A 22612-nucleotide genomic window follows, 5' to 3' on the forward strand; every position below is an offset into this window, starting at 1 on the left:
GGCTCCCGGGCGCGGCTAATCGACCTGCATTTCGCGCAGTTCGCGCTTGAGAATCTTCCCGGTCGGGTTACGCGGCAATTCCTCGAGGAAGATCACCTCGCGCGGCACCTTATAGCGGGCCAGGTGGTCGCGCACGTAGTGCTTGATGGTGTCCTCGTCGACCTCGGCGCCTTCCTTCTTCACGACAAACGCGCGCAGCCGGTGCCCCCACTCCTTGTCCTCGACACCGATCGCCGTGGCCTCCACCACGGCTTCGTGTCCGCTGATCAGGTCCTCGACCTCGGCGGGGAACACGTTCTCACCGCCGGAGACGATCATCTCGTCGTCACGGCCGCTGACATACAGCAGGCCGTATTCGTCGAAGTAGCCGACGTCGCCCGACGACATCAGGCCGTCGATGATCTGCTTGTGCCCGCCGCCCGTGTAGCCCTCGAACGGGAAGGCGTTGCCGACGAAGATGCGTCCCACGTCGCCCTGAGGCACCTCGTTGCCGTTGTCGTCGAGGATCTTGACCTTCACGCCCTTGACGACCGGGCCGACCGTCGACGCGTTGCGCTCCAGGTCCTCGGGCCGCGCGATGGTCGCGAACGCGATCTCGGTCGAGCCGTACATGTTGTAGACGACCGGACCGATGTCCTTCAGAGCCCGGTTGGCCAACTCGGCGCCGAGCTGGGATCCGGACACGAAGATGATCTTCAGGCTGGACAGGTCGGGCTTGGAGTCCATCTTCTCCAGCGTGTCCAGGATGCGCGACAACATCACCGGCACCACGACCATGGCCGTCACCTTGTGCTTCTCGATGTCTTCCAACACCAGCGGCGGCTTGAATTTGCGCCGCAGCACCAGCGTCGAGCCCAGGAACATCGCGATGGTGGCGTGGAGGTAACCGAGCGCGTGGAACATCGGCGCCGGCAACGAGGTGACCTCGTTGGCCTTGAACGGAACGTGCGACAGGATGCCCCCGACGGGAGCCAGGGTGGGCGGGGTGCTGCGGTTCGCACCCTTGGGCGTCCCGGTCGTGCCGCTGGTCAGGATGATGATCGACGCGTGCTTGCTGGCCTTGGGGGCGGGCTCCTTGCTGCTGCGCGCGATCAGCTCTGCCAGGGTTTCGTCGGTGCTGCCGGAGGGCTCGTCGCTGTCCGGGTTGACACCGAGTGCGCGCAGCTTGCCCAGTTCCGGCTCGGCCTTGCTGACGGCGTTGGTGTATTCGTCGTCGTAGATGATGACCTTGGCGCCTTCGCGCTCGGACACCTCTTTGATCTGCGGTCCGGAGAATTCGCTGTTGAGCAGGATGATGCGGGCACCGACCCGGGCCGCGCCGTAGTTGGCGATCATGAACCAGCGGTGGTTGCGCGCCAGGATGGCGACGCCGTCGCCGCCCTTGACGCCCTTTTCGATCAGGCCGTTGGCCACCGCGTGGGCGGCCTCGTCGAGCTCGCGATAGCTGAACTCGCCGTCCTCGTCGATGCACGCCGCGCGGTCGGGAGTCCGTCTGGCGTTGAGCGAGGGCAGCATGCCGAACTCGCCCCACTTGGCGATGTCGGTTGCCATCGCGGCGGTCTTCAGCGGCGACTCGAGCTTGAATGCGCCGGCCTCGAAGATCTTCCGCACGTAATGCAGCTCCGCCGAACCGCGTTCGACGTACTGCTGGACCTTGGAAACGGCTTGCCCGGGCAGGCCAGGAAGGTTAGGCATAACCTCACCATATGTGACGCGGGTCGCAACGCGGCCAGAAAATTTTCCCGTAATTACGATGGACGCCATGACCGGTCCGGTGTCAATGGAGGTTGCCGGGCACCACGTCACGATCACCCACCCCGACAAAGTCGTGTTCGAAGCCCATGGACAGACCGGGCCCTACACCAAGCTCGACCTGGTCCGCTATTACCTGTCGGTCGCCGACGGCGCGTTGCGGGGTGTGGCCGGGCGGCCGATGATCCTGAAGCGCTTCGTCAAGGGAATCTCGGAAGAGGCGGTGTTCCAGAAGCGTGCGCCGACGAAGCGGCCGGATTGGGTCGACGTCGCCGAGCTCCATTACGCGCGGGGCACGTCGGCCGCCGAGGCCGTCATCCACGACGCCGCCGGGCTGGCGTGGGCGGTCAACTTGGGCTGTGTGGACCTCAACCCGCATCCGGTGCTCGCCACCGATCTCGATCATCCCGACGAGTTGCGCGTCGACCTGGACCCGATGCCCGGGATCGACTGGCAAGGCATCGTCGATGTGGCCCTGGTGGCCCGCGAGGTGCTGGAGGACTATGGCCTGGTCGGGTGGCCCAAGACGTCCGGGTCGCGCGGCTTTCACATTTACGCCCGGATCGCGCCGCGCTGGGAGTTCCGTCAGGTCCGGCTGGCCGCCCAGACCGTGGCCCGTGAGGTGGAGCGGCGAGTGCCCGACGCGGCCACCAGCCGCTGGTGGAAGGAAGAGCGCGAGGGCGTCTTCGTCGACTTCAACCAGAACGCCAAGGACCGCACCGTCGCGTCCGCCTATTCGGTGCGGGCCACTCCGGATGCCCGGGTGTCGACGCCGCTGCATTGGGACGAGGTCGCCGGCTGCCGGCCGGAGATGTTCACGATCGCCACCGTTCCCGACCGGTTCGCCCAGATCGGCGATCCATGGGCGGGGATGGACCCCTCTAACCAGGCAGCGGTGGGCGACCTGGACCGGCTGCTGATGCTGGCCGAGGAAATGGGCCCCCCGGAGCGGGCGCCGCGTGGGGCGGCGAAAAGTGCCGACGGCCGCCGCCGGTCCTCGATGCCACTGATCGAGATCGCCCGGACCAAGACCAAGGGCGAGGCGATGGGCGCGCTGGATATCTGGCGCGGCCGTCATCCCGCCGCCGCCGAGCGGTTGGCGCCGGCCGATGTGCTGGTCGACGGCATGCGCGGGCCGAGTTCGATCTGGTACCGGATCCGGATCAACCTGCAGCACGTTCCGGTCGACCAGCGCCCGCCGCAGGAAGAGCTGATCGCCGATTACAGCCCTTGGAACAAGGAGGGGCACGGATACCCGCCGCCGGGTTCGCGGCCGGGCGCCGCGGATGCGGGAGAATTACCCGATGCCCGCGACTGATCAGCCCCTGGGCCTGCGGGAGCGCAAGAAGCTCAAGACCCGCCAGGCCATCAGGCGCGAGGCGTTCCGCCTGATCGATGCGCACGGCTACGCGGCCACCACCGTCGAACAGATCGCCGAGGCCGCCGAAGTGTCACCCAGCACCTTCTTCCGCTACTTCGGATCCAAGGAGTCGTTGCTGCTCGCCGACGACCTTGACCCGCTGATCTTCGCGGCCTTCGAGAGGCAGCCGCCCGAGCTGTCGCCCACCGAGGCGATCCGCCGGGCCTACACCGAAGTCATGGCCGCTCTGCCCACTGAACAGCTGGATTTCGAGAACACCCGACAGCGACTGATATTCTCGATACCCGAGCTCAAGGCCGCCATGTACGACGAGTACTACCGCACCGTCAACGTCGTGGCGGAGATGATCGGACACCGAATCGGCCGTCCCCCAGGTGATTTCGAAGTCCGGGTGTTCGCGGGAGCACTGACCGGCGCGATGATGGCCGCCGCCGACAACGCGCCACCGACGGCCGCCACGATCTATCGGGCCCTGGACTTCGTCGACGCCGGCATGCCACTGCAGTGAGCGGCAAACCCGTGCGGCGCTGCAGGTCAGCGTCGGCGACGCGATACTCTCACGCGATGCGACAGGGATGGAATCGGCGGGGGTTCTTGCAGCTCGTCGGTGCCGCCGCGGCCGCCGCGGCGGCACCGACGGCGGCGGGATGCTCGGACCCGAAACCGCCGGCGAGCGCTCCCGGCAGCGAAGGCGTGACGATCACCCATCTTTTCGGTCAGACCGTCATCAAGGCGCCGCCCAAGCGTGTGGTCAGCGCCGGCTACACCGAGCAAGACGACCTGCTCGCCCTCGGCGTCGTACCGATCGCGGTGACCAACTGGTTCGGTGACCAGCCGTTCGCGGTGTGGCCGTGGGCTCAGCCCAAGCTTGGCGGCGCACAACCCGTGGTGCTGAACCTGGACAACGGGATAGCCGTCGACCAGATCTCTGGCCTGAAGCCCGATTTGATCGTCGCCGTCAACGCCGGCTTGGACGCCGACACCTACAAGAAGCTGGCCGCGATCGCCCCGACCGTTGCGCAGTCCGACGGCGACGCGTTCTTCGAGCCGTGGAAGGACCAGGCCACCGCGGTCGGCCAAGCGGTGTTTCAGGCCGACCAGATGAAGGCGCTCATCGATGGCGTCGACAAGCAGTTCGTCGCCGTCGCCCAGAATCACCCGCAGTGGAAGACCAAGCGCGCCTTGCTGATGCAAGGCACCCTGTTCCGGGGCAGCGTGGTCGCCACCGCGGCGGGCTGGCGAACCGACTTCCTCAACCAGATGGGTTTGGTCATCGCCGACAGCATCAAGCCCTTCGTCAGCGATCACCGCGCCGTCATCCCGCGCGACCAGATCAAGACGGTGCTCGATTCCGCCGACGTGGTGATCTGGACGACCGAGAGTGCCGACGAGCAGAAGGCGCTGCTGGCCGACCCCGAGGTCGCCGGATCGCAGGCGACCGCACAGAACCGCCATGTTTTCACCACCAAGGACCAGGCCGGCGCGATCGCCTTCGCCTCGCCGCTGAGCTACCCGATGGTCGCCGATCAGCTGCCCCCGATGATCGGCAAAGTACTCGGCTAGCCCCGGCTCTTTGAGCATTCGCTAAGGCAGCTCTGGCAGTGCTCGAAAATCCCGTCCCGGCCTCTTTGCCTGCGCCGATTCCGAAGTTACCGTTCAGTAATGAGCGTGACGGATCTCCCCGCGGACGTATCGACCGAGCTGGTCGGCAACGTCGTCCTGGACTACGGCGACCAGGCGCTGTTGGTGCAATGCGGCAGCACCGCAGAGGTATTGGCATGGGCGGACACGTTGCGTGCGGCGGCGCTGCCGGGCGTGCTCGACATCGTTCCGGCCGCCCGCACGGTACTGGTCAAACTCGACGGCCCGCGCTACCAGGGCGTCATCCGCCAGCGACTACGGAAACTGCGGATCACCGCGGACATGGCCGCCCCGGCCGAGCGCACCGCCGACGTGGTGATCGACGTCGTCTACGACGGTCCGGACCTCACCGATGCCGCCAGCCACACCGGGCTGACGGCCGAACAGGTCATCGACGCTCACACCGCCACGCTGTGGCGCGTCGGATTCAGTGGATTCGCACCGGGTTTCGCGTACCTCGTCGACGGTGACCCGCGGCTGCGGGTGCCGCGCCGCGCCGAGCCGCGCACCACGGTACCGGCCGGCTCCGTCGCACTCGCGGGTGAGTTCAGCGCCATCTATCCGCGCCAATCTCCCGGCGGCTGGCAACTCATCGGTCGCACCGACGCGGTCCTGTGGGACCTGATGCGGTCCGATCCGGCGTTGCTGACGCAGGGCATGTGGATTCAATTCCGGGCCGTGTGATCAAGGAGCATGCCATGACAAGGCCCGACATCAAGCTCGAAATCCTGCGCACCGGACCACTGGCCGTTATCCAAGATCTCGGCCGGGTCGGGCAGGCCCACCTCGGCGTAGGCCGGTCCGGCGCCGCCGACCGCCGCTCGCACAAACTCGCCAATCGGCTGGTCGCCAACCCCGACGATCGCGCAACCGTCGAAGTCACCTTCGGCGGATTCGCCGCCCGGGTACACGGTGGCGACGTCGACATCGCGGTGACCGGCGCCGACACCGATCCGTCCGTCAACGGAATCAAGTTCGGCACCAACAGCATTCACCACGTCCGCGACGGCCAAGTGATTTCGCTGGGCACCCCGCGGGCCGGCCTGCGGACGTATCTGGCAGTGCGCGGTGGCATTTCGGTGCAGCCGGTGCTGGGCTCGCGCAGCTACGACGTGATGTCGGCGATCGGCCCCTCGCCACTGTCGCCCGGCGACCGGCTGCCCGTCGGCGCGCACACCGACGAGTATCCCGAACTCGATCAGGCTCCCGTCGCGGCCATCAGTGCCGACACCGTCGAACTGCTGGTGGTACCCGGACCACGCGACGACTGGTTCGTGGATCCCGACGTGCTTGTCCACACCGACTGGGTGTCGTCCGATCGCAGCGACCGGGTCGGGATGCGGCTGGTCGGCCGTCCTCTGCAGTACCGCTTTCCCGACCGGCAGCTACCCAGCGAGGGTGCCACCCGCGGCGCGATCCAGGTGCCGCCCAACGGATTACCCGTGATCCTGGGACCCGACCATCCGATCACCGGCGGCTACCCGGTGGTCGGCGTGGTGATCGACGAGGACATCGACAAGGTCGCCCAGGTCCGGGCGGGCCAGCACGTGCGACTGCACTGGGCTCGGCCCCGAGTGCCGGTGGGCGCCCCGTCGTATTAGACATCGCGCGTTGTCCAGGTGCGGGCCCGGCGACAACGTTGTAGACAGGGAGTGTGCTCACCCAGGTACACACCGCACGCCTGGTTCACACTGCCGATCTCGACAGCGACACACGGCAGCGCGTTCACCACATGGTCGCCGAAGCCTTCGCCGGTGATTTCACCGACGACGACTGGGAGCACACCCTGGGCGGCATGCACGCCCTGATCTGGCAGCACGGCGCGATCATCGCGCACGCCGCGGTGATCCAGCGGCGGTTGATCTACCGGGGCAACGCGCTGCGCTGCGGTTACGTCGAAGGAGTCGCGGTACGGGAAGACCACCGCGGCCAGGGGCTGGTGCATGCGCTGCTGGACGGAGTCGAACAAGTGCTGCGCGGCGCCTACGAGTTGGGAGCACTGAGTTCATCGGTCCGGGCCCGCGGCCTGTACGCGGCCCGCGGCTGGTTGCCATGGCACGGACCGACGTCAGTGCTGGCGCCGAGCGGTCCGACGCGCACGCCCGACGACGACGCAACGGTATTCGTCTTCCCGGTCACGGTCACCGTGGATAGCTGCGCGGAACTGATGTGCGATTGGCGCGGCGGCGACGTTTGGTAGCGCGGACCGACGGTACACACGAAACTTCCCTTACCCCAGCACGATTCATCACACCGCGGTTAGCTACACTGTGAGTCGTCGTCGCGCCTTCCGTCGTCATTGTGGTGCACGCCACATCGATTGGCCGCCTCACACCGCCGGACGTCGCAGGGTGAGCGGAAATTCACGCCCGGGTCATTGCGGGCAGCGCTCGGGCAACAATGGATTTCTAGCGTTATCTCCATGAAATTTTCGCTGGGCCGTTCGCATGTCCTTTCGAACTGGGACCCCGAAGACACCGTGGCCTGGGAGGCCGGCAACGACAAGATTGCCCGCCGCAACCTGATCTGGTCGGTGGCCGCCGAGCACATCGGCTTCTCGGTCTGGTCGATCTGGTCGGTGATGGTGCTGTTCATGCCGGCGTCGGTGTACGGCTTTTCCGCCGGGGATAAATTCCTGCTCGGCGCCACCGCCACCCTGGTCGGGGCGTGCCTGCGCTTCCCGTACACGTTCGCCACCGCGAAGTTCGGCGGGCGCAACTGGACGGTGTTCTCCGCGCTGGTGCTGTTGATCCCGACGGTCGGCACGATGGTGCTGCTGGCTCACCCCGGCCTGCCGCTGTGGCCGTATCTGGTGTGCGCGGCGCTGGCCGGCCTCGGCGGCGGCAACTTCGCGTCGTCGATGACCAACATCAACGCGTTCTACCCCCAGCGCCTGAAGGGCTGGGCGTTGGCGGTCAACGCCGGCGGCGGCAATCTCGGGGTGCCGGTGGTTCAGCTGGTCGGCCTGCTCGTGATCGCGGCCGCCGGAAACCGGCAGCCGTATTGGGTGTGCGCCATTTACCTTGTGCTGCTGGCGATCGCCGGTATCGGCGCTGCGTTGTACATGGACAACCTGCAGCATTACCGTATCGATACGTCCACCATGCGCGCGGTGCTGTCCGAGCCGCACAGTTGGGTGATCGCGCTGCTGTACATCGGCACCTTCGGCTCGTTCATCGGCTTCTCGTTCGCGTTCGGTCAGGTATTGCAGATGAACTTCGTCGCTAGCGGCGAGAACACCGCGCAGGCCTCCCTGCATGCCGCCCAAATCGCCTTCCTGGGACCACTTTTGGGATCGTTGTCGAGGGTGTACGGCGGCAGGCTGGCCGACCGCATCGGCGGCGGCAGGGTCACGCTCGCCGTCTTCTGTTCGATGATCGTTGCCGGTGGGATATTGGTCAGCGCAAGCACTTTCGGTAGCCATGGCGCGAGCCGCACATCCGCCTCGACGATGGTCGGTTTCGTGATCGGTTTCGTCGCCCTGTTCATCCTGTCCGGCATCGGCAATGGGTCGGTGTACAAGATGATTCCGTCGATCTTCGAGGCGCGTAGTCACTCGATGCAGATGGGCGAGAACGAGCGCCGGCAGTGGTCACGTTCTATGTCCGGAGCCCTGATCGGCCTCGCCGGCGCGATCGGCGCCCTCGGCGGCGTCGGTGTCAACCTGGCACTGCGGCAGTCGTATCTGCACAGTGGCACCGCGACGTCGGCGTTCTGGGCGTTCACGTTGTGCTACGTGGCGGCCTCGATACTGACCTGGGCGGTGTACGTCCGCCGTCCGCTCGAGGTGATGGCGGCCGAGGCCGCATCGGGGGCTCGGCTGGCCACCGTATAGGCGCGGTATACGCGTCATATCGATTCGGTAGAGAACACGTTTAGCACGGAATGTATTCGAACTCACACCGAATTCCCCAGGCGCTCGCCCATGGTCGCGTATCGGCAATCCTTACGCGTGACTATTGGCCTAAACACATCCCCTGAACTGCGACGACGGTCGAACTTCAGGGCCCTTCAGCGATCTACCAGATAACTAGGATTCAACTAACAGGCGATATTGGTCGGAATGAGTTGACGCAGTTCGGTTCCGGATGTGAGCATCAGAACTAGGTAGGGCATGCCTCTCAATTCGAGGCGCCCACAAGGGCATTGCAGGCCAGACTCACCGCGGCTCTTCCCGATTATGGGTTGAACTGGTTGACGCCCAGACGATTTCGACCACCCGTCCACGAAAGGTGCAGATCGCATGGGCCGCAACCACCGCATCACGGACTGGAATCCGGAAAATGCCGCGGCCTGGGAGGCCGGCAACGACAGGATCGCTCGCCGTAATCTGCTGTGCACGATGGCGGGTGACCAGGTGGCATTTTCGATCTGGACTCTGTGGTCGGTGATGGTGCTGTTCATGCCGATGTCGGTCTACGGCTTCCACGCGAGCGACAAGTTGCTCCTGGGGGCGGTGGCCACGCTGGTCGGCGGCTGTGCGCGCATCCCCTACACCTTGGGTATCGCCAAGTTCGGCGGCCGTAATTGGACCGTGTTCTCGGCGTTCGTGTTGCTGATCCCGACCGCCGGCACCATTGTGCTGCTGGCCAATCCCGGACTGCCGCTGTGGCCGTATGTGCTATGCGCGGCACTGACCGGCCTGGGCGGCGGCAACTACGCGGCGTCGCTGGCCAACGTCAACGCCTTCTATCCGCAGCGGCTGAAGGGCACGGCACTGGCGATCAACGCCGGCGTCGGCAATCTCGGTGTCGCGGTAATTCAGTTGGTCGGCCTGCTGGCGCTGGCCACCGCCGGGCACCAGGCGCCGTACTGGGTGTGCGCGATCTATCTGGTGCTGCTCACCGTGGTCGGTATCGCCGCGGCGCTGTTCATGGACAATCTCGACCACGGCGTCGAGGTGAACGACATGCGCTCGATCCTGTTCGACCGTGACGCCTGGGTGATCTCGCTGCTCTACATCTGCACCTTCGGCTCCTGGATCGGGTTTTCCTTCGCCTTCGGCCAGGTTCTGCAGGTCAACTTCGGTGCCAACGGCGAAAGCCCCGCCCACGCATCCCTGCACGCGGCTCAGATCGCCTTTGTCGGGCCGCTATTGGGCTCGCTGGCGCGTATTTACGGTGGCCGGCTGGCGGACCGCCGCGGCGGTAGCCGCGTCACCCTGGGTGTCCTTGTGGGCATGATTGCGGGCGCCGGCATGCTGGTGGGCATCAGCACGGTCGAGGACCACAGCGGCGCAACGTCGTTCACCGCGGTGGTCGGCTACGTCATCGGGTTCATAGTTCTGTTCGTGTTGTCGGGGATGGGCAACGGTTCGGTGTTCAAGCTGATCCCGTCGGTCTTCGAGGCCCGCAGTCGCTCGCTGGATGTCACCGAGGCGCAGCGCCGGCAGTGGTCGCGCGCCAAATCCGGCGCGCTGATCGGCATCTGCTCGGCGGTCGGCGCGCTGGGCGGCGTCGGAATCAACTTGGCGTTGCGCGAGTCTTACCTGCGCAGCGGCACCGAGACGGCAGCGTATTGGGTGTTTCTGACTTCTTACATCGCGGCGGCGATTCTGACCTGGATGATGTACCTGCGCCGCCCGGTATCTGCGCAGGAAGTGCCGGATTCGGTGCTCACAACAGAGCCCGCCCGGGTGTGACGATCACCGCAACATGGGCAATGCGTCAGCAATCGTCAGGTAACGCCTCGGAAATGTCGCAGGCATACACAGGTCGTATGGACCAGCCCGAGTCCCCGCCGCTGACCGGTTACCGGATAGCGGTCACGTCTGCCCGCCGCTCCGAGGAGTTGTGCGCGCTGTTGGGCCGTCAGGGCGCCGAGGTCTCCAGCGCTGCCGCGATCAACATGATTGCGTTGCCCGAAGATGAAGAACTGCAGAGCATTACCGAAGCCGTGATCGCACATCCTCCCGACATTCTGGTAGCCCACACCGGCATCGGGTTTCGCGGCTGGGTGGCTGCCGCCGAGGGTTGGGGGTTGTCCAATCAGCTCATCGGGTCGTTGTCCAAGGCGCGAGTGCTGGCGCGCGGGCCGAAGGCGACGGGAGCGCTGCGCGCGGCCGGTCTGCACGAAGAGTGGTCGCCGAAATCCGAGTCCTCCCAAGAACTCCTCAAGTACTTGCTGGAATCGGGGGTATCCGGCGCGCGGATCGCGGTGCAACTGCATGGCGCCGCCGACGCCTGGGACCCGTTCCCGGAATTCGTCGGAGGATTGCGCGCCGCAGGTGCCGAGGTGGTGCCGATCCGGGTGTATCGGTGGAAGTCCACCGCGATGGGCGGCAACTTCGACCAACTCGTCACCGGAATCGCGCGGCGCCAGTTCGATGCGGTCAGCTTCACGTCCGCGCCCGCCGCGGCGGCGGTTCTGGAGCGCAGTCGCGACTTGAACATCGAGGACCAGGTGATCGGGGCGATGCGCACCGATGTGCACGCCATGTGTGTCGGCCCGGTGACGGCACAGCCGTTGCACCGCAAGGGTATTCCGACGACGGCGCCCGAACGGATGCGGCTGGGGGCGTTGGCCCGCCACATCGCGGAAAAGCTGCCGCAGCTCGGGTCGTGCAATGTGAAGGCCGCAGGTCACGCGATCGAGATCCGCGGAAACTGCGTACTGGTCGACGGTTCGGTCCAATCACTGTCCGGATCCGGAATGGCGGTGCTGCGCGCGCTGGCGCACCGTCCCGGCGACGTCGTGGCCCGCAATGATTTGTTACGGGTACTGCCCGGCAACAGCAACGACCCGCACGCCGTCGACACGGCCGTGCTGCGACTGCGAACAGCATTGGGCGACAAGAACATTGTGGCAACCGTCGTGAAGCGGGGCTACCGGCTGGCGATCGACGAACCGGTGGGAACGCCATGAGCCTGATACTTGCCGCGCACGGCACGCGCCGACCGGGCGGTGTCGCGATGATCGGTGACCTGGCGGCACAGGTGAGCCGGCAGCTCGGCCGCACGGTTCGGGTCGCCTTCGTCGACGTATTGGGACCCACACCCAGCGAGGTACTTTCCGCGGTCGGCGCCCAACGGGCCGTCGTGGTGCCCGCGTTCTTGTCCCGCGGCTACCACGTCCGCGCCGATGTGCCCGCCCATGTTGCGGCTAGCGGACATCCCAATGTCATCGTCACCCCGGCACTGGGCCCGGGCGGGGAGATCGCCCGGATCCTCGTCGACCAGCTGATGAAATCTGGCTGGCGCCCTGGTGATTCGGTGATCCTCGGGGCAGCGGGAACATCGGACCCCATTGCCCTTGCGGACCTGCACACCACCGCGACGCTGTTGTCCGCGCTGACCGGATCGCGAGTCACCTTGGGATTTGCCGCCACCGGCGATCCGCAGATCATCGAGGCTGTCGAGAGAGCGCGAGCCGACGGTGCGCGCCGCGTCGCCGTCGCCTCCTATTTGCTCGCCGACGGGCTGTTCCAGGAAAAGCTGCGCAACTGCGGCGCCGACCTGGTCAGCCGGCCGCTGGGGACTCATCCGCGGCTTGCCCGCTTGATCGCGAACCGGTTCCGCCGGGCGGTGCCGGTGGCCACCCGGCATCCGGTACGTCGTTACCGGCCGGGCGCGCCGAGGAACGCGATGCTTGATCTTTGATCACCCGCGGGTGATCCTGACACCATGCCCAGTCGCGAGGAACCATCGCGTGGGTTCCTCGACCCGGTCGCCAAGATGCTGCGGTTGCCGTTCGGCACACCGGAATTCATCGACCGGATCATCACCGGAGGGGTCAACCAGGTCGGCCGCCGAACGCTTCATATGCTGATCACCACCTGGGACGCCGCCGGCGGTGGCCCGTTCGCGGCCAGTGCGGTCGCGTCCACGGGCATGGCCAAGACGGCCGAAATCGTGCAAAGCATGTTCATCGGGCCGGTTTTCGGCCCCGTGCTGAAAATGCTCGGCGCCGACAAGGTCGCCGTGCGGGCGTCGCTGTGTGCCTCACAGCTGGTCGGCCTCGGCATCATGCGCTACGGGGTGCGTAGCGAGCCACTGCACTCGATGTCGGTCGACGCGCTCGTCGACGCGATCGGGCCGACGATGCAGCGCTACCTGGTCGGCGATATCGGCTAGGCAGCCAATCGCGCGATCTGGATTTCTCCGCCGTCGGTGACGCGCACCTGGTACACCGGCACCGACACCCGCGGGTCGTCCAGGCACAGGCCGTCCTCAAGTGCGAAGGCCTGCTTGAGGATTGGCGATTGCACGGTGGCACGACCGGCACGGTCACCGACGATCCCGCGGGAGATCACCGCTGCACCTGAGAACGGGTCGATGTTGCCGATCGCGTGGAGCGAACCGTCGTCGAGCCGGAACAGCGCCGCCTGGGATCCGTCGTCGAGCAGCACACCGACACCCCGGCCCGGGATCAGGTGGTCGTAGTTGCACGCGGTGGTCCAAACCTCAACGTCGTTGAGAATTGTCATGCTTGCTCCTTCAAACTCTATGAACGGACCTTTGGCATGCCAATGGACACAGGGATTTTGCGCCCGGCATGCTCGGTGAATGTGACAGTCGAATCGATTTCATCCGGCGCGTTGACGAAGGAGACAAACCGCGAGAGCTTGTCCGGATCGTCGAGCACGCCCTTCCACTCACACTGGTAGTTCTCCACGTGCCGCTCCATTGCGGCCTCGAATTCCGCGGCCAGGCCCAGCGAGTCCTCGCATACGACCTCGCGCACGTGGTCCAGCCCGCCGTCGATGGACTCGACCCACGGCGCGGTGCGCTGCAGCCGGTCGGCGGTGCGGATGTAGTACATGAGGAACCGGTCGACATAGCGAACCAGCGTCTCGGTATCCAGGTCACTGGCCAGCAACTGAGCGTGCTTAGGAGTCATACCGCCGTTGCCACCGACGTAAAGGTTCCAACCCTTTTCGGTGGCGATGACGCCGACGTCCTTGCCGCGGGCCTCCGCGCATTCCCGCGCGCAGCCCGAAACACCCATCTTGATCTTGTGTGGTGCCCGCAGACCGCGATAGCGCAGCTCTAGGTCGATGGCCAGCTGCACCGAGTCCTGCTGACCGTAGCGGCACCAGTCGGTGCCGACGCAGCTCTTGACGGTACGCAGCGACTTACCGTACGCGTGGCCGGATTCCATGCCACCGTCGACGAGCCGCTTCCAGATCTGCGGCAGTTGGTCAACCCGGGCCCCGAACATGTCGATGCGCTGGCCGCCGGTGATCTTCGTGTAAAGCCCGAAGTCCTGCGCGATCTGGCCGATCAGGATCAGGTGTTCGGGCTTGATGTCGCCGCCGGCCACCCGCGGCACCACCGAGTAGCTGCCATTTTTCTGGATGTTGGCCAGGAAGTGGTCATTGGAATCCTGCAGCGAGGCCTGCTCCCCGTCCAGGATGTGCTCGGAACCGGTCGAGGCAAGGATCGACGCGACCACAGGTTTGCAGATGTCGCAACCCTTTCCGCGGCCGAATCGCTCCAGCAGGCCGGAGAAGGTCCGGATCTCGGTGGCCGAGATGATCTCGAAGAGCTCGGCCCGCGACTGGCTGAAGTGCTCACACAGCGCCTTGGACTGTGCCACGCCCTCGGCTTCCAGCAGCTGCTTGAGCAGCGGCACGCACGATCCACACGACGTGCCGGCCGCGGTGCACGACTTCAGCGAGGCAACGTCGCCGCAACCATCGGCGATCGCGCACTTCAGATCGCCCTTGGTGACGTTGTTGCAGGAGCAGATCTGCGCCGAATCCGGCAGCGCGCCAACACCTAACGCCGAGGCCCCGCCGCCGGAGCCCTCCGGCGCGATCAGCGCGAGCGGATCGCCGGGCAGTTCGCTGCCGACCATCGGCCGCAGCACGCCGTAGCTGGAGGCGTCCCCGACGAGTACCCCGCCGAGCAAGGTCTTGGCGTCATCGGAGAGCACCAGCTTGGCGTAGGTCCGGTTCACCGCGTCGTTGATGGCGACCTCGAGGCAGTTCTCGGTCGTACCCATCGCGTCACCGAAGCTGGCGACGTCGACGCCCAGCAGTTTGAGCTTGGTGGACAGATCGGCTTCCGGGAACTCCGCGCCGCCGCCCAACAGCCGGTCCACCACGACCTCCGCCGAGGTGTAGCCCGGGCCGACCAGGCCGTAGCACCGCCCGTCGATCGCCGCGACCTCGCCGATCGCATAGATGTCGGGATCGCTTGTCCGGCAGGATAAGTCAGTGAGCACACCGCCGCGCTCGGCCAGCGTCAGCCCTGCTGCCGCGGCCAGCTCGTCACGGGGCCGCACGCCGGCCGCGAAAATCACCGGGCCCGCCTCGATAACGTCGCCGTCGGTGAGCCGCACCCGCGTCGCCACCGAACCGTCCGCGCGTTCCACGGATTCAATCGACTCGGTGCCCGTGCCGACGTGCACCGAGATCCCGAGCTCGGTGATCATCCGGGCCAGCAGGCTGCCACCGGCCTCGTCGATCTGCTGGGCCATCAGTCGCGGCATCATCTCAATGACGTGCGTTTCCAACCCGAACTGGCGCAGCGCATTGGCGGCTTCAAGTCCGAGCAGACCGCCGCCGATCACCACGCCGGAGGCATTGTGGCCCTCATCACGGGCACGCTCGGCCGCGGCCCGGATCGCGTCGAGGTCGTCCAGGGTGCGGTAGACGTGGCAGGCGGGCAGGTCGTGTCCGGGCACGGGAGGGACGAAGGCGTAGGAACCGGTGGCCAGGACCAGGGCATCGTAGTCGTGCCGTTCGCCGTCCGCGGTCACCACGGCCTTTGCCGCACGGTCGATTTCGGTGACTCGCGCGTTGAGTAGCAGTCGTACCCGCTCGTCACCGGAATAGTCGTTGCCGGGCAGCGCCAGCAGGGCGCGGTCCCAGCTTTCTGTGTACGAGGTCAATCCAACGCGGTCGTAGGCGGCGTCGGCTTCTTCGGCCAAAACAGTGATGCGCCAAGCCCCGTCGGTGTCACGGGCGCGTAGCGCCTCGACCAAACGGTGGCCCACCATACCGTGCCCCACCACAACCAAGTGACGGGCAGCACACTGCGCGCGCGAGTCTGGGGCTGAGGTCATGCCACGAGGTTAGGTGCCAGAAATTAAGGAAAAATCGCCGAATGTATCGCTGGTATGACGTGGGTCTCACACCTCACAACTTCCTGTGTGATGTGTGTTCGCTCCCGGCGAACGGGCAGGTGGAACTTAAGCGTGGTCAACTCAAGTTCGTCTAAGTAGCCGGCCGGCAAGGCGCCGGTCACAGCAAACTCACAATGAAGCTCAAGGAAGCAACGAGGAGACGAAATGAGTAATCTCGCAGTGTGGTCGCGCCCGGCCTGGGACACCGACCGATGGTTGCGCGACTTCTTCGGCCCGGCCGCGACAGCGGACTGGAACAAGCCGGTGAACAGCGGTTTTAACCCCGCAGCCGAGATCGTCAAGGACGGCGACGATGCGGTGATCCGCCTGGAACTGCCCGGTGTCGATGTTGAAAATGACGTCAACGTCGAGGTCGACAGGGGCCGGCTGGTAATCCACGGCGAACACCGTGACGAGCACGCGGAGGACAAGGACGGCCGTACCTTGCGGGAGATCCGCTATGGATCGTTCCGTCGCTCGTTCCAGCTGCCCGCGCACGTCACCGGCGAAGCCATCAAGGCTTCCTACGACGCCGGTGTGTTGACCGTGCGGGTCAGCGGCGCGTACGCCGGAACCCAGGCGCAGCGTATCGAGATCGCCAAGTAACCGTCGATCGTCGGGTTGTTGGGCAATATAGCCAGCAACCCGACGTTCGCGTACTAACGGGTGAACGCCTGGCCGGCGTCAATACCGATGACGTGCAACAGGTTTACCACCTTGCGATCCAGGCTTTCACCCACCTTCGTCACCTCGGGGATACCGAGGCTGCCGAACGCGGGACCAGGCTGGTCCATCGAAAACACCGCATTGCCGTCGGCGTCTGCGTAGATCAGCAGTCGTAATGGCGCGTACAGCAAGGCTTTCGGATCATGGCGGTACATCGTTTCGGCGATCGTGTGGTTGCCGAGCAGATACTCCACCGCCTTGGTGGTGTGGCCGGCCACCCTGAAGAACGGCAGTGCGTCGATCTTCGCGTACACCATCAGATCGTTAGGCGCGTTGCGCGCCGCGGCGGCGAGGACGTCGTCCCAGCTGCCACCGCGGTCGACGATCTCCTGGACCGCCGCGCGGTCGACCACCGGAGCGGCCTTCTCGAAAGCCGCGACGAAATCGTCGAAATCCATACCCGTGCTGATGTCGATGCGGTTCATGGTGTGGGACACGCGATTGAATTCGGCCGTCTTAACGGTACTTGTCATGACATTCCCCACGATTCGTCAATGGTTCGGTGAACGAACTTAACACGTTCGACTATACGGTTCAGTGAATGAACCGGCAAGAGGTACCATTAACGACGTGGCCCTTCCCCGTGAATATCCGGACGAGAATTGCCCGATCGCCCGGTCTCTGGAGATCGTCGGTGAGCGCTGGACGTTGCTGATCATGCGTGACGCTTTCTACGGCGTGCGGCGGTTCAGCGACTTTCACAGTCACCTGGGAATCCCCAAAGCCGTGCTGTCCGAACGGCTTACCTTCCTGGTCGCCGAGGGCGTGCTAACCAAGACGTCCGGCGAGTACGCGCTGACCACCAAGGGCAAACGGCTATGGCCGGTGCTTTGGTCGATGATCGCGTGGGGAAGCGAAAACCTGCTGGACAAACCGACCCGGACCTATCGGCACGCGGAGTGCGGCGGCGCCATCGGGCCCGATCGACGCTGCGAACGCTGCGAGCGGGTTCCCGACGTCGCCGACCTGATCGGGCATCCGGCTCGGCGCCCACATGATTCGAGTCGCGACGATCCGGTCAGCGAGGCGCTGCGCCGGCCCCGCCGGATGCTGGAACCGATCTAGCCGTTCGGGACCAGCGGTGCGCGATTGAGTGTGCCATCACGGTTTTGAGCGTGCACCCACGGCGGAATGTGGGATCGAATTGCGCCCACAGGACACACTCGAAGCCCGCAAGGCACAGTCGAGCTTCAGGCCCAGCGGGCCAGCAGTTCCTTGGCGCGCTCGGCCAGCGCGGCTTGCAGGAACGGGCCGAAGCTGATTCGGGCCACACCCAGCGCACCGAACGACGCCGGGTCACCCTGGTCTGGCAGCGCGATCGCGTTGATCGGCAGCGGCAGCTCGGTTGCCAAGCGCCGCAACGTCTCCGGGTCGTGGCGACCCACCGGGTAGAGCACGTCGGCGCCGGCGTCGGCCGCCTCGATCAGTCGTGCCACGGCCCGCTCGACGCGGTCCGAGTCGTCGCCGTCGTTGCGCAGAAAAAGATCGGTACGGGCGTTGATCACGACGCGCACCCCGGCCGCATCGGCCGCCGAGCGCAGCGCGCCCACCAATTCGGCGTGCTCACGCGCGGACCGCAGTCGCTTGTTCTCCGAATGCACGGTGTCCTCGATATTGAGCCCGACGGCGCCGACGCTCAGCAAGCCGTCGATCAAGCGCTGGGCCGGCTGGCCGTAGCCGGACTCGATGTCCACCGACACCGGCACGTCGACCGCCGCGGTGATCTGGGCGACCCGGGTGAGCACATCGTCGAACGACATGCCCTCGCCATCGGGTTTGCCAATGGAGTCGGCCAGTGGATGGCTGCCCACGGTCAAGGCGGCAAATCCAGCACCCGTGGCAAGGCGGGCCGACCAGGCATCCCAAACGGTCGGCAGGACTACCGGGTTGCCCGGTTGGTGCAATTCCAGCAGCGTGGCCGCGCGCTGCGCGGCGGTGGTCTGACCTGTCATGAGTATTTGCTCCGCAATCTGGGCGAGTCATCTGTCCGACGTCAGTCCGGCGCGGTGGATAGTATCGAAAGTCATATTGTGATGCTTGACACCCTCGGCCCTAGGAGATCTCTTGTCCACCACGACTGAACTCGCCGAACTGCACGATCTCATCGGCGGTTTGCGGCGGTGCGTGAGCTCCCTGAGGTCGCGCTACGGCGACAGCCCGGCGATGCGTCGCATCGTGATCGACGCCGACCGGATCATCGGCGATGTCGAATTACTCGACACCGATGTTTCGGAATTGGACTTGGCGCGAGCCACTGTTCAGCATTCGGGCGAGAAGATCATCATTCCCGACACCCAGTACGACAGCGATTTCTGGCGCGATGTCGACGACGAGGGTGTCGGGGGTCACAATCGTTCCTGATATTCCAAGCCCCCGTTAAATCGGAGGCATTGGTCTTGTACCCTTCGACCAACAGCCCTGTTCGAAGAGGAACATTTGCATGAGCGCACCAACGGCGAACCGTCCTGCGTCCGGCATCTTTTCACCGACGCGCGCCCAAATTCAGCAGCGGACACTACGCACCGACCGGTGGTGGATGTCGCCGTTGCGCATCGACCTCGGGTTCGCCGCATTCGTCATCTACGCGACGTTCCGGGCGTTCCAACAGAACTACTTCTACGTCCCGAAGTACCACTACCTGACGCCGTTCTACTCGCCGTGCGTCAGCAAGGCCTGCGGGGCGTCCAGCGAATTCTGGCCGCAGGTCCTTCCGGACGTGTGGTGGTTGCCGTACGCGGCGCTGACCCTGCCATTCCTGCTGCTGTTCCGGCTGACCTGCTACTACTACCGCGGTGCCTACTACCGCACGGTGTGGCAGTCGCCCACCTCGTGCGCGGTGGCCGAGCCCCGCGTCCACTACACCGGCGAAACCAAGTTCCCGCTGATCGTCCAGAACACGCACCGATACTTCTTCTACATCGCCGGCATCATCTCGGTAATCAACACCTACGACGCGATCGTCGCCTTCCATTCGGACGAGGGACCAGGCGGATTCGGTTTCGGTCTGGGCAATCTGATCCTGCTGGGCAACGTCATCATGCTGTGGGTCTACACCCTGTCCTGCCACTCCTGCCGGCACGTGACCGGCGGACGGCTCAAGCACTTCTCCAAACACCCTGTGCGGTACTGGATCTGGACCAAGGTCAGCGTCATCAACACCCGGCACAAGCTGTACGCGTGGATCACCCTGGGCACGCTGATGCTTACCGACTTCTACATCGCACTGGTGGCCAGCGGCACCATCTCGGACCCGAGATTTGTTGGCTGAAAAGCCCTTTGCCGGAAATCGGAATGTTAAGTGAGGTTCCATGACTGAGGTCGAACGGCACTCCTACGACGTGGTCGTGATCGGTGCCGGCGGCGCGGGTTTGCGCGCGGTCATCGAGGCGCGCGAACGCGGCCTCAAGGTCGCGGTGGTGACCAAATCCCTGTTCGGCAAGGCCCACACGGTCATGGCCGAGGGTGGCTGCGCGGCGTCCATGGGCAACACCAACCCCAAGGACAACTGGAAGACCCACTTCGGCGACACGATGCGCGGTGGCAAGTTTCTCAACAACTGGCGGATGGCCGAACTGCACGCCAAGGAGGCACCGGACCGGGTCTGGGAGCTGGAGACCTACGGCGCGCTGTTCGACCGTCTCAAGGACGGCAAGATCAGCCAGCGCAACTTCGGTGGCCACACCTATCCTCGGCTGGCGCACGTCGGTGACCGCACCGGCCTGGAGCTGATCCGCACCATGCAGCAGAAGATCGTCTCGCTGCAGCAGGAAGACTTCGCCGAACTCGGCGACTACGAGGCGCGGATCAGGGTCTTCGCCGAGTGCGCGATCACCGAGCTGCTCAAGGACGGTGACGCGATCGCCGGAGCATTCGGCTACTGGCGCCAAAGCGGCAAGTTCGTCGTCTTCGACGCACCCGCCGTGGTGCTGGCCACCGGTGGAATCGGCAAGTCCTTCAAGGTCACGTCGAACTCCTGGGAGTACACCGGCGACGGCCACGCGCTGGCGCTGCGGGCCGGCGCGACGTTGATCAACATGGAGTTCATCCAGTTCCACCCGACGGGCATGGTCTGGCCGCCGAGTGTGAAGGGAATTCTGGTCACCGAGGGTGTGCGCGGCGACGGCGGAGTGCTGAAGAACTCCGACAACAAGCGCTTTATGTTCGACTACATCCCGCCGGTGTTCAAGGGCCAGTACGCCGAGACCGAGCAAGAAGCCGACCAATGGCTCAAGGACAACGACTCGGCGCGGCGCACCCCGGATCTGCTGCCCCGCGATGAGGTCGCCCGGGCGATCAACTCTGAGGTCAAGTCCGGTCGCGGCACCCCACACGGCGGCGTCTACCTGGACATCGCTTCCCGGTTGACGCCGGACGAGATCAAGCGGCGGCTGCCGTCGATGCACCACCAGTTCATGGAGCTGGCCGGCGTCGACATCACCAAGGAGCCAATGGAAGTCGGGCCCACCTGCCACTACGTGATGGGCGGTGTCGAGGTCGACCCCGACACCGGCGCGGCCACCGTCGCCGGCCTGTTCGCCGCCGGTGAGTGCTCCGGCGGCATGCACGGCTCCAACCGGCTGGGCGGCAACTCGCTGTCGGACCTGCTGGTCTTCGGCCGTCGCGCCGGGCTGGGCGCTGCCGACTACGCGCGCGCTCTGTCCAGTCGCCCGACCGTCAGCGAGGACGCGATCGAGGCGGCGGCCAAGCGGGCGCTGGCTCCCTTCGAGGCACCGACCAACGGCACGGCCGCCGAGAACCCGTACACGCTGCAGCTGGAGCTGCAGCAGTCGATGAACGACCTGGTCGGCATCATCCGCAAGTCGGAGGAAATCTCCGAGGCCCTGCAACGGCTCACCGCACTGCGTGAGCGGTTCAAGCACATCCACGTCGAGGGCAACCGCCAGTACAACCCCGGCTGGAACCTGGCCATTGACCTACGCAACATGCTGCTGGTCAGCGAATGCGTCGCCAAGGCCGCGCTGCTGCGCACCGAGAGCCGAGGCGGACACACCCGCGACGACCACCCCGGCATGGACCCGTCGTGGCGCAAGGTGTTGCTGGTGTGCCGCGCGGACGGCGGTGACGGCGACGCCATTCCCGACGTCACCGTCACGCGTGAAGACCAGCTGCCGATGCGGTCCGACCTCTTGGAGCTCTTCGAGATCTCCGAGCTGGAGAAGTACTTCACCGATGAAGAGCTGGCCGACCACCCAGGACGGAGAGGCTAATGGGCTACAACGCGACGATGCGGGTGTGGCGCGGCGACGATGTCGGCGGCGCCCTGCAGGACTTCACGGTCGAGGTCAACGAGGGCGAGGTGGTGCTCGACATCATCCATCGCCTGCAGCAGACGCAGACCCCCGACCTCGCGGTGCGGTGGAACTGCAAGGCGGGCAAGTGCGGGTCCTGCTCGGCAGAGATCAACGGCATGCCGAAGCTGATGTGCATGACCCGCATGTCGTCGTTCGCCGAGGACGAGGTCGTGACGGTGACGCCGCTGCGCACCTTCCCGGTGATCCGCGATCTGGTCACCGACGTCTCGTTCAATTACGAAAAGGCCCGGGAGATCCCGTCTTTCGCACCGCCCAAGGACTTGCAACCCGGCGAGTACCGGATGGCGCAAGCCGACGTGCAGCGCTCGCAGGAGTTCCGCAAGTGCATCGAGTGCTTCCTGTGTAACAACGTCTGCCACGTGATCCGCGACCACGAGGAGAACAAGAAGGCCTTCGCCGGCCCTCGCTTCCTGATGCGGGCCGCCGAGCTCGAGATGCATCCGCTGGACACGCTGGACCGCCGCGAGATGGCCCAGGAGGAATTCGGCCTGGGCTACTGCAACATCACCAAGTGCTGCACCGAGGTCTGCCCCGAGCACATCAAGATCACCGACAACGCGCTGATCCCGATGAAAGAGCGGGTTGCCGACCGCAAGTACGACCCGGTCGTCTGGCTGGGCAACAAGCTGTTCCGTCGCTGATTCTCCGCGAGACGGTAGCGTCTCGCGGGCGGATGCGTTGCCAGTTACAGGCTCGCTGCCCTTAGGCG

Annotated in this window: 22 protein-coding genes; 17 read left to right on the forward strand and 5 right to left on the reverse strand. The window is 65.5% G+C overall.

Annotation, left to right across the window (positions count from 1 at the left end):
* Positions 1-15 precede the first annotated feature (15 nt).
* Positions 16-1695, reverse strand: coding sequence for a long-chain-fatty-acid--CoA ligase FadD2 (gene fadD2 / locus AAHS21_RS03155; RefSeq protein ID WP_342926236.1), 1680 nt, complete (start codon positions 1693-1695; stop codon positions 16-18).
* A gap of 58 nt (positions 1696-1753) precedes the next feature.
* Here fadD2 and AAHS21_RS03160 point away from each other — a divergent pair, with 58 nt between their 5' ends.
* The 11 genes from AAHS21_RS03160 to AAHS21_RS03210 all read left to right on the forward strand — a co-directional run bounded on the left by AAHS21_RS03160 (position 1754) and on the right by AAHS21_RS03210 (position 12846).
* Positions 1754-3070 carry a DNA polymerase domain-containing protein gene (locus tag AAHS21_RS03160; protein ID WP_342926237.1) on the forward strand — a complete coding sequence of 439 codons (1317 nt, stop codon included), beginning with the start codon at positions 1754-1756 and terminating at the stop codon, positions 3068-3070.
* The gene (locus AAHS21_RS03165) at positions 3057-3641 is read left to right on the forward strand and encodes a TetR family transcriptional regulator (RefSeq protein WP_342926238.1); all 585 of its coding nucleotides are present in this window, start codon (positions 3057-3059) and stop codon (positions 3639-3641) included. Before AAHS21_RS03160 ends, AAHS21_RS03165 begins: the two co-directional genes overlap by 14 nt.
* 56 nt (positions 3642-3697) lie before the next feature.
* Positions 3698-4696, forward strand: a complete 999-nt coding sequence (locus AAHS21_RS03170; protein WP_342926239.1) for an ABC transporter substrate-binding protein — start codon at positions 3698-3700, stop codon at positions 4694-4696.
* Positions 4697-4795: 99 nt separating this feature from the next.
* Positions 4796-5458, forward strand: coding sequence for an allophanate hydrolase subunit 1 (locus AAHS21_RS03175; protein ID WP_342926240.1), 663 nt, complete (start codon positions 4796-4798; stop codon positions 5456-5458).
* Between the two features lie 14 nt (positions 5459-5472).
* Complete coding sequence (locus AAHS21_RS03180) at positions 5473-6375, forward strand: 5-oxoprolinase/urea amidolyase family protein (RefSeq protein ID WP_342926241.1); 903 nt, start codon at positions 5473-5475, stop codon at positions 6373-6375.
* A gap of 53 nt (positions 6376-6428) precedes the next feature.
* Complete coding sequence (locus AAHS21_RS03185) at positions 6429-6974, forward strand: GNAT family N-acetyltransferase (protein WP_342926242.1); 546 nt, start codon at positions 6429-6431, stop codon at positions 6972-6974.
* Positions 6975-7208: 234 nt separating this feature from the next.
* Positions 7209-8609, forward strand: a complete 1401-nt coding sequence (locus AAHS21_RS03190) for a nitrate/nitrite transporter (RefSeq protein WP_342926557.1) — start codon at positions 7209-7211, stop codon at positions 8607-8609.
* A gap of 408 nt (positions 8610-9017) precedes the next feature.
* Entirely contained in the window at positions 9018-10415 is a 1398-nt protein-coding gene (locus tag AAHS21_RS03195; RefSeq protein ID WP_342926243.1) for a nitrate/nitrite transporter, read from the forward strand.
* Between the two features lie 77 nt (positions 10416-10492).
* A complete protein-coding gene (locus AAHS21_RS03200; protein WP_342926244.1) occupies positions 10493-11638 on the forward strand; it encodes a uroporphyrinogen-III synthase in 1146 nt (381 codons plus the stop codon).
* Positions 11635-12372: a sirohydrochlorin chelatase gene (locus AAHS21_RS03205; protein WP_342926245.1), complete on the forward strand. Its 738-nt coding sequence runs from the start codon at positions 11635-11637 to the stop codon at positions 12370-12372. Before AAHS21_RS03200 ends, AAHS21_RS03205 begins: the two co-directional genes overlap by 4 nt.
* A gap of 24 nt (positions 12373-12396) precedes the next feature.
* Complete coding sequence (locus tag AAHS21_RS03210) at positions 12397-12846, forward strand: hypothetical protein (RefSeq protein WP_342926246.1); 450 nt, start codon at positions 12397-12399, stop codon at positions 12844-12846.
* Here the strand turns inward: AAHS21_RS03210 and nirD are convergent.
* The gene (gene nirD, locus AAHS21_RS03215) at positions 12843-13199 is read right to left on the reverse strand and encodes a nitrite reductase small subunit NirD (protein ID WP_342926247.1); all 357 of its coding nucleotides are present in this window, start codon (positions 13197-13199) and stop codon (positions 12843-12845) included. The genes AAHS21_RS03210 and nirD overlap by 4 nt on opposite strands.
* A gap of 17 nt (positions 13200-13216) precedes the next feature.
* Complete coding sequence (gene nirB, locus AAHS21_RS03220) at positions 13217-15784, reverse strand: nitrite reductase large subunit NirB (protein ID WP_342926248.1); 2568 nt, start codon at positions 15782-15784, stop codon at positions 13217-13219.
* A 225-nt stretch (positions 15785-16009) separates the two neighbouring features.
* Here nirB and AAHS21_RS03225 point away from each other — a divergent pair, with 225 nt between their 5' ends.
* Positions 16010-16450 carry an Hsp20/alpha crystallin family protein gene (locus AAHS21_RS03225; protein ID WP_342926249.1) on the forward strand — a complete coding sequence of 147 codons (441 nt, stop codon included), beginning with the start codon at positions 16010-16012 and terminating at the stop codon, positions 16448-16450.
* Between the two features lie 53 nt (positions 16451-16503).
* On the opposite strand, the gene AAHS21_RS03230 is transcribed toward AAHS21_RS03225, so the two are convergent.
* Positions 16504-17043, reverse strand: a complete 540-nt coding sequence (locus AAHS21_RS03230) for a DUF302 domain-containing protein (RefSeq protein ID WP_342926250.1) — start codon at positions 17041-17043, stop codon at positions 16504-16506.
* Positions 17044-17140: 97 nt separating this feature from the next.
* Here AAHS21_RS03230 and AAHS21_RS03235 point away from each other — a divergent pair, with 97 nt between their 5' ends.
* The gene (locus tag AAHS21_RS03235; protein ID WP_342926251.1) at positions 17141-17635 is read left to right on the forward strand and encodes a helix-turn-helix domain-containing protein; all 495 of its coding nucleotides are present in this window, start codon (positions 17141-17143) and stop codon (positions 17633-17635) included.
* 125 nt (positions 17636-17760) lie between these two features.
* On the opposite strand, the gene AAHS21_RS03240 is transcribed toward AAHS21_RS03235, so the two are convergent.
* Positions 17761-18522 carry an isocitrate lyase/phosphoenolpyruvate mutase family protein gene (locus AAHS21_RS03240; protein ID WP_096283986.1) on the reverse strand — a complete coding sequence of 254 codons (762 nt, stop codon included), beginning with the start codon at positions 18520-18522 and terminating at the stop codon, positions 17761-17763.
* Positions 18523-18634: 112 nt separating this feature from the next.
* Here AAHS21_RS03240 and AAHS21_RS03245 point away from each other — a divergent pair, with 112 nt between their 5' ends.
* From AAHS21_RS03245 to AAHS21_RS03260, 4 genes are all read left to right on the forward strand, one after another.
* A complete protein-coding gene (locus tag AAHS21_RS03245) occupies positions 18635-18931 on the forward strand; it encodes a hypothetical protein (RefSeq protein ID WP_342926252.1) in 297 nt (98 codons plus the stop codon).
* Between the two features lie 79 nt (positions 18932-19010).
* Positions 19011-19838 carry a hypothetical protein gene (locus AAHS21_RS03250; RefSeq protein WP_096283982.1) on the forward strand — a complete coding sequence of 276 codons (828 nt, stop codon included), beginning with the start codon at positions 19011-19013 and terminating at the stop codon, positions 19836-19838.
* A gap of 40 nt (positions 19839-19878) precedes the next feature.
* The gene (locus AAHS21_RS03255; RefSeq protein WP_342926253.1) at positions 19879-21798 is read left to right on the forward strand and encodes a fumarate reductase/succinate dehydrogenase flavoprotein subunit; all 1920 of its coding nucleotides are present in this window, start codon (positions 19879-19881) and stop codon (positions 21796-21798) included.
* Positions 21798-22544 carry a succinate dehydrogenase/fumarate reductase iron-sulfur subunit gene (locus tag AAHS21_RS03260; protein ID WP_342926254.1) on the forward strand — a complete coding sequence of 249 codons (747 nt, stop codon included), beginning with the start codon at positions 21798-21800 and terminating at the stop codon, positions 22542-22544. Before AAHS21_RS03255 ends, AAHS21_RS03260 begins: the two co-directional genes overlap by 1 nt.
* Positions 22545-22612: the final 68 nt, after the last annotated feature.

The organism is Mycobacterium sp. 050272 (assembly GCF_039023525.1).
Classification (GTDB): domain Bacteria; phylum Actinomycetota; class Actinomycetes; order Mycobacteriales; family Mycobacteriaceae; genus Mycobacterium.